Origin of the sequence: Bacillus kwashiorkori (genome assembly GCF_001375515.1) — a bacterium.
GTDB classification, from domain to species: domain Bacteria; phylum Bacillota; class Bacilli; order Bacillales; family Caldibacillaceae; genus Bacillus_BK; species Bacillus_BK kwashiorkori.
Genome location: NZ_CTDX01000003.1, coordinates 16996 through 29469 on the forward strand (window position 1 = coordinate 16996; position 12474 = coordinate 29469).

The 12474-nt window shown below is 34.5% G+C and carries 11 protein-coding genes; all 11 read left to right on the plus strand.

Annotated elements, in window-relative coordinates; translation table 11 throughout:
• The first annotated feature begins 338 nt into the window (after positions 1–338).
• Positions 339–1544, plus strand: coding sequence for a dicarboxylate/amino acid:cation symporter (locus BN1242_RS00895; RefSeq protein ID WP_062350077.1), 1206 nt, complete (start codon positions 339–341; stop codon positions 1542–1544).
• Between the two features lie 191 nt (positions 1545–1735).
• Positions 1736–2602 (plus strand): 4-(cytidine 5'-diphospho)-2-C-methyl-D-erythritol kinase, encoded by an 867-nt coding sequence (gene ispE, locus BN1242_RS00900; protein WP_062350079.1) that lies wholly within the window; start codon positions 1736–1738, stop codon positions 2600–2602.
• Between the two features lie 93 nt (positions 2603–2695).
• Positions 2696–3517, plus strand: coding sequence for a pur operon repressor (gene purR, locus BN1242_RS00905; protein WP_062350081.1), 822 nt, complete (start codon positions 2696–2698; stop codon positions 3515–3517).
• 5 nt (positions 3518–3522) lie between these two features.
• Entirely contained in the window at positions 3523–3900 is a 378-nt protein-coding gene (locus tag BN1242_RS00910) for a RidA family protein (protein WP_062350082.1), read from the plus strand.
• A gap of 212 nt (positions 3901–4112) precedes the next feature.
• The gene (gene spoVG, locus BN1242_RS00915; protein ID WP_062350083.1) at positions 4113–4403 is read left to right on the plus strand and encodes a septation regulator SpoVG; all 291 of its coding nucleotides are present in this window, start codon (positions 4113–4115) and stop codon (positions 4401–4403) included.
• 248 nt (positions 4404–4651) lie between these two features.
• Complete coding sequence (gene glmU / locus BN1242_RS00920; RefSeq protein ID WP_062350084.1) at positions 4652–6028, plus strand: bifunctional UDP-N-acetylglucosamine diphosphorylase/glucosamine-1-phosphate N-acetyltransferase GlmU; 1377 nt, start codon at positions 4652–4654, stop codon at positions 6026–6028.
• Between the two features lie 20 nt (positions 6029–6048).
• A complete protein-coding gene (locus tag BN1242_RS00925) occupies positions 6049–6999 on the plus strand; it encodes a ribose-phosphate diphosphokinase (protein ID WP_062350085.1) in 951 nt (316 codons plus the stop codon).
• Between the two features lie 162 nt (positions 7000–7161).
• Positions 7162–7782: a 50S ribosomal protein L25/general stress protein Ctc gene (locus BN1242_RS00930; RefSeq protein WP_062350086.1), complete on the plus strand. Its 621-nt coding sequence runs from the start codon at positions 7162–7164 to the stop codon at positions 7780–7782.
• Positions 7783–7905: 123 nt separating this feature from the next.
• On the plus strand, positions 7906–8466 hold the full coding sequence (gene pth, locus BN1242_RS00935) for an aminoacyl-tRNA hydrolase (protein WP_062350087.1): 561 nt from the start codon (positions 7906–7908) through the stop codon (positions 8464–8466).
• A 101-nt stretch (positions 8467–8567) separates the two neighbouring features.
• Complete coding sequence (locus tag BN1242_RS00940; protein WP_062350088.1) at positions 8568–8798, plus strand: anti-sigma-F factor Fin; 231 nt, start codon at positions 8568–8570, stop codon at positions 8796–8798.
• 115 nt (positions 8799–8913) lie between these two features.
• The gene (mfd, locus tag BN1242_RS00945) at positions 8914–12456 is read left to right on the plus strand and encodes a transcription-repair coupling factor (protein WP_062350090.1); all 3543 of its coding nucleotides are present in this window, start codon (positions 8914–8916) and stop codon (positions 12454–12456) included.
• Positions 12457–12474 lie beyond the last annotated feature (18 nt).

Consider the following 12474-nt stretch of genomic DNA (forward strand, 5'->3'; position numbering starts at 1 on the left):
AAATAAGATTTTTAGTTACTGTGAGAACGGGTTTTAAAGTACTGGGTAAAATCAAGTTTATCATGGAACATTAACGATTTGCACAGTCGTTTATTTTATAAAAAAAATTAAGCTTGCCATTTTTACTAATCGACATTACTATAAAGAATATATATTGTTGTATAACAGGGGATTATTAAAACATAAAACAACTGTTCATTATTTAACATTATTATTTCAATAGTTAAATTAGTAAAAAGTGATTGTTATTTTTTAAAATTACATATATTATAGTGTTATATATTTTTTTTATAATAATATTTTTATACTATAACAAACTATTAGAAGAGGTGAATGGGATGAGATTTAATTTACTTACACAAATTTTAATTGCTTTTGTACTCGCCATTGTAGCCGGTATTGTCATACCTGGTATTGAAGTAGTTGCACCGCTTGGGGACTTATTTTTACGTTTAATTAAGTTTATTATTGTTCCTTTAATATTATCAACATTAGTTGTTGGTGTTGCTAGTACTGGTGATATTGGCAAGCTTGGCAGAATGGGTGGAAAAACAGTAGTCTATTACTTAGTAACGACTGCCGTAGCTGTAATGGTCGGGCTTGGTTTTGGATATTTATTCAGCCCAGGTGAAGGATTATCGATTAAGGCTGGTGAAACAGTAGAAGCTACTGAAACAGATGGTTTCGTTCAAACATTATTAAATATTGTACCTACCAATCCAATAGAATCATTAGTAACTGGGAATATTTTACAAATTATTTTCTTTGCCTTATTCATCGGTATTGCCATAACTGCACTAGGTGAAAAGGCTAAACCGGTCTTTCATTTTTTTGATGCTTTTGCGGAAATTATGTATAAGATAACGGGTTGGATTATGCGAGTTGCGCCTTTCGGTATTTTCGGGTTAATTGCGCCAATCGTTGCCCAATACGGTATGGATGTATTAATGCCATTAATGAAATTAATTTTAGCTGTTGCAATTGCGTGTATTGTACATGCGGTTGTGGTTTATTCCATTACCGTTAAAACGATAGGGAAAATGAGTCCGTTGAAGTTTTTTAAAGGGATCTTTCCTGCTTCTTTAGTAGCTTTCAGTACATGTAGTAGTTCAGGTACCTTACCGATTACTATTAAAAACACGAAAGAAAATTTAGGAGTATCAGAAAATGTAAGCAGTTTCGTTCTACCGCTAGGAGCTACTATTAATATGGATGGTACGGCCATATATCTCGGTGTAGCAACATTGTTTAGTGCGCAAGTATTAGGTTATGAATTAACATTTACACAACTATTAATGGTCATCTTAACAGGTGCATTAGCATCAATCGGTACAGCAGGAGTCCCTGGGGCAGGATTTATTATGTTAACAATGGTATTGGCTTCCATTAACTTGCCATTAGAGGCCCTTGCATTAGTTGCCGGTGTGGACAGAATTTTAGATATGTTTAGAACTTCTGTTAACGTAACAGGTGATGCCTCAGCAGCAGTAGTAGTTGCAGCTACAGAAGGTGAACTAAATAGGCAAGAATTGAAAGCTTCATAGAGAAGATTAGCTTGTCTTATTATTGGATAAATTTTGTGTAGAGTAATAAATTATTATTACTTAGTCTATTCCTTTTAGATGGAATAGACTCTTTTTTATTTTAGAATAAACATACTATCTATTCTTTTTAACCTGTATATTATGGTAAAATAGGACAAAATTATATATACAGCTAAAAGTAGGTGGACGAAGTGAAAGTTTTTGTTAAGGCACCAGCGAAAATCAACTTATCTTTAGATGTACTCTATAAACGTGATGATGGCTATCATGAATTAGAAATGGTGATGACAACAATTGATTTAGCGGATCGCCTTGAATTAACATTGCTCGAAGAAAGTGAAATTAGAATAAGTTCCCAAAGCCGTTATGTCCCAGATGATGAGCGGAATTTAGCGTTTCAAGCTGCTAAACTTCTAAAGCAAAAGTTCCAAGTGGAAAAAGGAGTAGAAATTTCTATAGAAAAGAATATTCCAGTGGCTGCTGGACTTGCTGGGGGTAGTAGTGATGCTGCTGCTACTTTGAGAGGATTAAATAAATTGTGGGGTTTAAGCCTTTCTATTGAGGAGTTAGCGGAGATTGGTGCTGAAATTGGGTCAGACGTAAGTTTTTGTGTATATGGCGGAACAGCACTTGCTAAAGGAAGAGGAGAAAAAATAAAGTTATTACCGACACCGCCTAGTTGCTGGGTAATTCTTGCAAAGCCCCCTATTGGTGTTTCGACAACTGAAGTTTATAATAAGTTAAATTTAAATGAAATTAGCCATCCGAATACAAATTTGATGGTTCAAGCAATTAAAGAAAAAAATTATCAAGCAATATGTAATAACTTAAATAATGTTTTAGAAAATGTTACTTTATCTGAATACCCAGAGGTAAAACAAATAAAAGAACATATGGAAAAATTCGGGGCAGACGGAGTATTGATGAGCGGTAGTGGACCGACCGTTTTCGCGTTAATTCAACACGATTCTAGGAAAGAGCGTGTTTATAACAGTTTAAAGGGATTTTGCCGTCAAGTATTTGCGGTTAGATTACTCGGTACGAATCACTTATCATAATAAATTAGAAAATGCACTAAATGGAAACTTGTTAATACACGTACGTTATTATAAAATTAATACAATAACATTCGTGTATTAGGAGGCGTTTTAATGAATTGGAAACGAAGTGAACGTCTAGTAGACATGACAAACTATTTGTTGAATAATCCAAGGAAAATAATCCCTTTAACTTATTTTGTTGATAAGTATGGAGCAGCAAAGTCATCTATTAGCGAGGATATTTCGATAATTAAAGAAACATTTAATCAACAAGGTATCGGTATATTAAAAACATTAGCTGGAGCTTCTGGCGGTGTTATTTATTCTGTCAATGTTCGTTCGGAAGATATCCAATCAAGTATTCACACATTATGCGAATGGATTGAAAAACCGGATCGAATATTGCCTGGAGGCTATTTATACATGGCTGATATTATCGGTAATCCCCATTTAATGGATGAAGTAGGTAAAATTTTAGCATCTAAATACATTGATAAAGATATTGATGTTGTCATGACAGTAGCGACGAAAGGGATTACTTTAGCATATGCAACTGCTCGATATTTAAATGTTCCAGTAGTGATTGTTCGCAGAGATAGTAAAATTACAGAAGGTTCGACAGTTAGTATTAATTATGTGTCCGGTTCTACGAAAAAAATTCAGTCGATGGTGTTGGCAAGAAAGAGCTTAAAAGAAGGATCAAAAGTGTTAATCGTCGATGATTTTATGAAAGCTGGCGGGACAGTGAATGGAATGATAAGTTTGTTAGAGGAGTTTCGAGCAGAATTGGCGGGTATCGCTGTTCTAATTGAGGCGGATTATAACGAACGGTTAATTAATGAATATACTTCTATAATAAAGCTGACCCATGTGGATGAGAAAGAAAAAAAGATAGTGGTTAGTGAAGGAAATATATTATGTAAAGAGGTGTGAAAGCTATGAAGCCTGTATTGACTAATAATGCACCAGCAGCAATTGGTCCTTATTCCCAAGGAATGGTCATTCAAAACTTTGTCTTTACATCAGGACAAATACCTTTGACGAAAGAAGGAAATTTAGTAACAGGAGATATTACAGAACAAACAAAGCAAGTGTTGAGTAATTTGCAAGCAGTATTAGAAGCGGCCAGTTCAAGTAAAGAATATGTAATAAAAACGACCGTATTTTTAAAGAATATGGAAGACTTTCAAAAAATGAATGAAGTGTATGAGCAATTTTTTGATGGGCATAAGCCCGCAAGATCATGTGTTGAAGTATCTAGACTACCGAAAGATGTGTTAGTAGAAATAGAAGCAGTAGCTGTTATAGAATTTTAAAGAATATGGATGAATAATAGTATTTTTGGGCAGTTGAATTAGAAATGTCGCATCACTGCCCTATATTTGTTTGTGAAGTATTTAATAAATTCATTTAAAATTAATTTTTGTAAATCTTCCGTTTAAATATAAAAAAATATTTAAAAAAAAGAAGGAAAAACAAAAACTTTGTAGAAATCTAATAATTAAGTCTTTTCTAAGGGGTGAAAACAGTGGAAGTTACAGACGTTAGATTGCGTCGGGTGAATACGGATGGGCGAATGCGTGCTATTGCATCCATTACTCTAGATAATGAATTTGTTGTGCACGATATTCGAGTGATTGATGGAAATAATGGATTATTTGTCGCTATGCCTAGCAAACGTACACCAGACGGAGAATTTAGAGACATCGCTCATCCGATTAACTCTACTACGAGAAATAAAATTCAAGAAGCGGTCTTAGCAGAATATTACCGTCTTGGACAATTAGAGGTAGAGCTAGAAGAAGCGGGTGCATCTTAATTTCATTGGATAAACAACAACCAGAGCCTACTTCAAAAGTAGGTCTCTTTTTTATTGTATAGAGATCATTACTGAGGCATCTATCATTATTGGATAGGATTTGCCTCAGTTTTATTTTTGTAAGAATGTATTTAAAGGTTAATAGAATATTAGCATCAAGCGTATATTGGTAAAAAGACTTTCTTGAAATGAAGCGGTAATTGGTATATATTCATATTGGATAAAAAGCTTGATATTTGGAGGTCGTCATGTCAAATCGATTTGTTATTATATTGGCTGCGGGCCAAGGGACGCGAATGAAATCGAAGTTGTACAAAGTACTCCATCCTGTATGCGGCAAACCTATGGTAGAACATGTCGTTGATCAGATGGCTCACATTGGAACAACGAAAATTATTACAGTTGTTGGTCACGGAGCGGAAAAAGTAAAGGAACATTTGCAAGGAAAAAGTGATTTCGTCCTTCAAAAAGAACAACTAGGAACGGCACATGCTGTCTTACAAACGAAGGATTTATTAGAAAACGAAGAAGGGCATACTCTTGTCGTTTGTGGTGATACGCCTTTAGTGAAGTCAGAAACGATTCAAGCATTAATGAAACATCATGAGAAGGAAAAGGCAGTGATGACAGTATTAACTGCTAAAACAACTCAGCCAACTGGATATGGGCGTGTTATTAGAAACGAAAAAGGGTATATTGAAAAAATTGTTGAAGAGAAAGATGCGTCAGCTGAGGAGAAATTAGTCCAAGAAATTAATGCCGGAACGTATTGTTTTGATAATAAAGCATTGTTTATGGCATTACAAAAAGTGTCAAATAATAATGCGCAAGGAGAGTATTATTTACCAGATGTATTGGCTATTTTAAAAAACGAAGGATTAAATGTTACTGCTTTTATGACGGATGATTTTTCTGAAACTTTAGGAGTCAATGATCGTGTCGCCCTCGCAAAAGCAGAGGAGATTATGCGTAGTCGTATAAATGAGTACCATATGAGAAATGGTGTTACTATTATGGACCCTAAAAATACGTATATTGATATGAATGTAACTATTGGCCAAGATACAGTTATATATCCAGGTACTGTTATTAAAGGTGATACTGTTATAGGGGTTGACTGTGAGATTGGTCCAAATTCAGATATAAGTAATTGTCATATAGGCAATAAAACTATTATTCGTCAATCCGTTGCTTGTGATAGCCAAATCGGTTCATCTGTACAAATAGGTCCCTTCTCTCATATTAGACCAGAAGCTTATATTAGTGATGAAGTAAGAATAGGGAACTTTGTAGAAATTAAAAAATCAACGATTGGTGCAAAAAGTAAAGTATCTCATTTATCTTATATGGGTGATGCAGAAATTGGCAGCAACGTCAATGTCGGTTGCGGCTCCATTACAGTAAATTATGACGGAAAAAATAAATTTAAAACAATCATTGAAGATGAAGCATTTATTGGATGTAATTCAAATTTAATTGCACCAGTTACAGTAGGCAAAGGAGCCTATGTCGCGGCAGGATCTACTATTACGGACGATGTTCCAATTCAATCACTATCGATTGCCCGTGCACGTCAAGTGAATAAAGAAAACTATGTAGAAAAGCTTAATAAAAAACGACAATAATCATATGGAGGTTCTATATAATGGCTAATCAGTATCCGAATGCAAGGCTAAAATTATTTTCGCTCAGTTCTAACAGAGGTCTTGCGGCAGAAATTGCGGAAATAATTGGTGTTGATTTAGGAAAATGTACGGTTAATCGGTTTAGTGATGGGGAAATTCAAATTAATATTGAAGAAAGTATTAGAGGTTGCGATGTATTCATTATTCAATCTACAAGTTCACCAGTTAACGATAACTTGATGGAACTATTAATTATGATTGATGCACTAAAACGCGCTTCCGCACGTACTATTAACATTGTCATGCCTTATTACGGCTATGCCCGTCAAGATCGTAAAGCGCGTTCTAGAGAGCCGATTACAGCGAAATTGGTAGCAAATTTGCTGGAAACGGCAGGTGCAACAAGAGTTATCACACTTGACTTGCATGCTCCACAAATACAAGGATTTTTTGATATACCAATTGATCATTTAATGGGTGTTCCTATTTTAGCGAATTACTTTGAAGAAAAGAATTTAGATGATATTGTAGTTGTATCTCCAGACCATGGTGGAGTAACGCGGACAAGAAAACTTGCTGATCGTTTAAAAGCACCTATTGCCATTATTGACAAACGGAGACCACGTCCAAATGTAGCAGAAGTAATGAATATTGTAGGTAATATTGAAGGAAAAACTGCTATTATTATAGATGATATTATTGATACAGCTGGTACGATTACGTTAGCTGCCAACGCTATTGTGGACAATGGTGCGAAAGAAGTGTATGCCTGCTGTACACATCCGGTATTATCAGGACCAGCAATTGAAAGAATTGAGCATTCGAAAATTAAAGAGTTAGTTATTACTAACAGTATTGCAATACCAGATGAGAAAAAAATCGCCAAAATCAAACAGCTATCTGTTGCACCATTAATTGCAGAAGCGATTATTCGTGTTTTCGAGCAAAAATCGATAAGTGTGCTTTTTTAATAGGAATACGGTATAGTAAATATAGGGGAAATAGTACTTCTTGAAAGACATCGTATGTACTTAGTAGGATTGACCTAATAATTTATTGACTAAAGATTGATTATAATGGGTAACCCTATAAATGGGACCATTTATAATAAATATATTTTTGAGGTGACTACATTGGGTGCAATTTTACAAGCTACAGAACGTACTAATTTCAGAAGGTCTTTTCTAAAAAATTTACGGGATAATGGTAAGGTTCCAGGAGTCGTCTATGGTAAAAATGTAGAGACGGTATCCATTACTATTTCTAAGTCTGACCTGTTGCAAAAAATAAAAGAAAACGGCAGACATGGTGTTTTTTCCATTAACGTAAATGGAAATGAGAAGCAAGTAATTCTTACTAATTATCAAGAGGATCCGTTAACAAAAGACTTACTTCATGTTGATTTACTTGCTGTTGATGCCCAAACAGAGGTAAAAGCCGATGTTCGAATTACATTAAGTGGTGAAGCTGTTGGAGTTAAAGATGGTGGCGTATTAAACCAACCGCTTTTTGAACTTTCGATTACGGCAAAAGCCGATCAAATACCTGAGGAAATTGCAATTGATATTACTAATTTAAAAGTCGGCGAGACGGTAACTGTTGGAGATATATCAAGAAATTATTCATTTGAGTTTAACCATGATTCAGACGATGTGATTGCAACTATTTTACCGCCTAAACAAGAAGAGGAAATTAGTACGGGTGAAGAACAAGAACCAGGAATACCAGATAACTTGGAAGGTCGAGAAGAATAGTTAGATAGAAAGGGGTAACCATCCTCGGTTACCCCTTTTTATTCTGAAACCAACAGTCTTGTGAAGTTTTGCTTATAGATAGGTAATTTAGAACGCCTATTTTTAAAAATAGGGGGAGTAAATGTGAAATTAATCGTTGGTCTTGGAAATCCAGGAAAACAGTATGAAAAAACTAGACATAATATCGGTTTTAAAGTGATTGATGAATTATCCACACAATTCAATTTGCCTTTAACAGAGACGAAATTCCGCGGTCTGTATAGTAAAGGAATCGTCAATGGTGAAAAAGTCATCTTATTAAAACCGATGACCTATATGAATTTATCAGGTGAAGCTGTAAAACCACTAATGGAGTACTTTCAAATTTCGATTGATGATCTATTAGTCGTATATGATGAGTTAGATTTACCGGTCGGTAAAATTCGCCTTCGTTATAAAGGAAGTGCAGGTGGTCATAACGGGATTAAATCTTTAATTGCTCACCTTGGCACACAAGAATTTAAGCGGATAAGAATCGGAATTGACCGGCCAGAACCAGGGTTTGCAATTACAGATTATGTACTAGGCAAATTCTCCAAACAAGAAGCAAAAGTAATGCAAGAAGTAATGAAAAAATGTGTCGAGGCATGTGAAACATGGTTGAAGGAACCATTTCTAGATGTGATGAATAAGTATAATCAATAAACATGAATTTTTTGTTATTATTTCGATATAATGAAGTATGAATAACTTTCACCTGAAATGTAAATAATGAAACAAGATAAACATTTTAGGGAGTGAGTTATATGGCACTTCATTATTTTTGCCGTTATTGCGGCACAAAAATTGGCCAACTTGAAAATATTTCCTATCACTCAAATGAGTTAGGATTTGATAAATTAACGGATGAAGAAAGACGTGAAATGATTAACTATGATGCTTCAGGAAATATAACAATAAATAGCATATGTGAAGATTGTCATGAATCGTTTGAAAAAAATCCTAATAACTATGAAAATGATTTTATTATCCACTAGCAGGCTTTGGATTCCCCAAAGCGTTTTTCTGTTTTCAAATACTGAATAATCAAAGTTTACTTAATCTATAAAATTCCCTTTCTAGTGTTTAGATAAAGAAAGAGAGGAGGCAAATATGAAAGGTCTTGTTACCGAGTTTATAAATAATGATGATATTTTATCTGTGGCAAATGGAATCGCAGAAGGATTAAACGAACAATTAATAGCGGGGTTGTCAGGCTCTGCTAGAACGGTGTATATGGCAAGTCTTTACGACAAATTGTCTAAACCGTTAATAATCATTACGTATAATTTATTGCAAGCACAAAAATTATATGATGATATTATCCAATTTATTCCGGAAGAAAAAGTTTATTTATACCCGACAAACGAACTTGTTATAGCAGATATGGCTATTGCAAGTCCTGAATTAAAATCACAACGAATTGAGACATTAAACTTCTTAGCAAAACAACAGTCTGGCGTTGTTATTGTTCCTATTGCAGGGCTAAGGAGAGTATTACCACCATTGCAACTGTGGAAAAAAAATATCTTATACTGGAAAACCGATGATCAAATTGATTTGCCTAATTTAATGCAGCAATTGATTCAAATGGGTTATGTTCGATCGGATATGGTATCTGCGCCAGGTGAATTTAGTATTCGTGGCGGTATTATTGATATTTATCCATTAACAGAATCAGACCCTATCCGAATTGAGTTATTTGATGACGTCATTGATTCTATCCGCTATTTTTCTGTAGAAAGTCAACGGTCAAAAGAAAAAATTACCGAAATAGAAATTGGCCCTGCCTCTGAAGTCATTATCGAGAACACGGAATTACAAAATGTAGCCAATTACTTAGAAACAAGTGTCGGTGCTAGTTTGGCGAAAATAAAAGATTCAAAAATTAAGCAGTCTTTAGCGGTCTATATAGAACAAGAAGTGGAACAATTAAAAAACGGTATAATACCTGATGATATATTTAAATATTTATTCAGTGCTTATAAAGAAGCATCAAGTCTATTAGACTACTTACCTTCGAACACCATTATTTGTATCGATGAAATAAGTAGAGTTCTTGAAATGAAAGATACATTAGATAAAGAAGAATCGGAATGGCAGCTAAGTTTAATTGCTGAAGGGCAAATTTTACATGATACGAAAATAGCACATGATGTTTTTAAATTAGTATCGGAGGCAAAATTTCCTGTTTTATATTTTTCTATGTTTTTAAGACATATTCCTAATACGAATCCACAAAACATTTTAAATATATCTTGTAAACCGATGCAAAACTTCCACGGACAAATGAATGTGTTAAAATCTGAGCTTGAACGTTGGGAAAAAGGGAACTTTACGGTTGTTTTCCTATGTTCAGATGAAAATCGCTTATCAAAAGTAGCATCCGTATTGGAAGATTACCAAATAGAATCTGTCAATAATCAAAATGGGAATCAGCTAATTGATGGAAAAATACAGCTTATTCAAGGTAACTTAGTTAGTGGGTTTGAATTGCCCATGCATAAACTCGCAGTTATAAACGAAAATGAGCTATTCAATAAAAAAACGCGAAAAAGAACAAGAAGGCAAAAACTTTCCAATGCAGAAAGGATTAAAAGCTATTCTGACTTAAAGGTTGGCGACTATGTAGTACATGTTAATCACGGTATTGGTAAATATTTAGGAATTGAAACATTAGTCATTAATGGGGTCCATAAAGACTACTTACAAATTAAATACCAAGGTAATGATAAGTTATATGTGCCTATTGACCAAATTGATCTCGTTCAAAAATACGTAGGCAATGAAGGAAAAGAACCGAAAATTTATAAACTTGGCGGCTCAGAATGGAAACGGGTTAAGAAAAAAGTAGAGTCTTCTGTACAAGATATAGCGGAAGATTTAATTAAGTTATATGCTGCTAGACAAGCCGCGAAAGGATATGCCTTTGCACCGGATGGAGATTTACAAAGGGAATTTGAAGCAGCATTTCCTTATAAAGAAACCGACGACCAATTGCGTTCTATTGAAGAAATTAAAAAGGATATGGAGCGTCAGCGACCAATGGATCGCCTTTTATGTGGTGATGTTGGCTACGGTAAAACAGAAGTTGCTTTAAGGGCAGCATTTAAGGCTATTATGGACGGAAAACAAGTGGCTATTTTAGTTCCTACAACTATTTTAGCTCAGCAACATTATGAAACGATGCGTGAAAGATTCCAGGAATACCCTATTAATATTGGTTCTTTAAGCAGATTTCGAACGAAGAAAGAACAACAAGAAATCATAAAAGGTTTAAAAAATGGTACAGTTGATATTGTCGTTGGAACACATCGCCTCTTATCGAAAGATGTTACATTTCATGATTTAGGTCTGTTAATTATTGATGAAGAACAACGTTTCGGGGTAAAGCATAAAGAAAAAATTAAGCAATTAAAGACAAATATAGATGTATTAACATTAACCGCTACTCCAATTCCGAGAACGCTTCATATGTCTCTTCTCGGTGTAAGGGATTTATCTGTTATTGAAACGCCACCTGAAAATCGTTTTCCAGTCCAAACTTATGTGATGGAACTCAATCCTTCATTAATAAAGGAAGCGATTGAAAGGGAACTTGCTCGAGATGGCCAAGTCTTTTATCTATATAATCGTGTGGAAGATATAGCGAGAAAAGCAGAGGAAATTTCTATGCTAGTTCCAGACGCGAGAGTAATCTATGCTCACGGAAAAATGACAGAAAATGAGTTAGAAAATGTTATTTTATCCTTTATCGAAGGAGAATATGATGTTTTAGTTAGTACAACGATTATAGAAACAGGTGTAGACATTCCGAATGTGAACACGTTAATTGTAGAAAATGCCGACCGAATGGGATTATCTCAGTTATACCAACTTCGTGGAAGGGTTGGTAGGTCGAATCGTGTTGCTTATGCATACTTTACGTATCGGCGAGATAAAATTTTGACAGAAGTTGCTGAAAAACGGTTGCAAGCAATAAAAGAATTTACGGAACTAGGGTCGGGCTTTAAAATTGCTATGCGTGACTTATCTATTCGTGGAACTGGAAATATTCTAGGTGCACAACAACACGGGTTTATCGAATCAGTAGGATTTGACTTATATTCTCAAATGCTTAAAGAAGCTATTGAAAAACTGAAAGGCGATAGAAAAGAAGTGGAAGATGTTCCGGTAGAAATAGATTTGGAACTAAATGCATATATACCTGATGAGTATGTAAGAGATGGTTACCAAAAAATTGAAATGTACAAACGTTTTCGTTCTATTGAAACATTAGAAGATGTGACCGAATTACAAGATGAAATGGTCGATCGCTTTGGTGATTATCCAGAAGAAGTAAATTATTTATTCACTATATCTATAATGAAAGTACATGCGAAAAAGGCAGGCATTGAATCTGTTAAACGAATAAAAGATCAAGTAGTAATTTTGTTTAAGGAACGATATACGAAGGAGATTAAAGGGGAAGAAATAATCAATATTTGCAATCCATTTGGACGCCTAGTAGGCTTCGGTATGGAAGGCAGTAAATTTAAAATTGTAATACAAAAGGCAAATGAAAAGGATGAAAAATGGTTAGCTGTACTACAGTCTATTTTAGAAAAATTACCAGCAATTGAAATGGAAAAAACTACAGTTGCATCGTTACGTTAGTGAAAAAGCTGTCTAAAG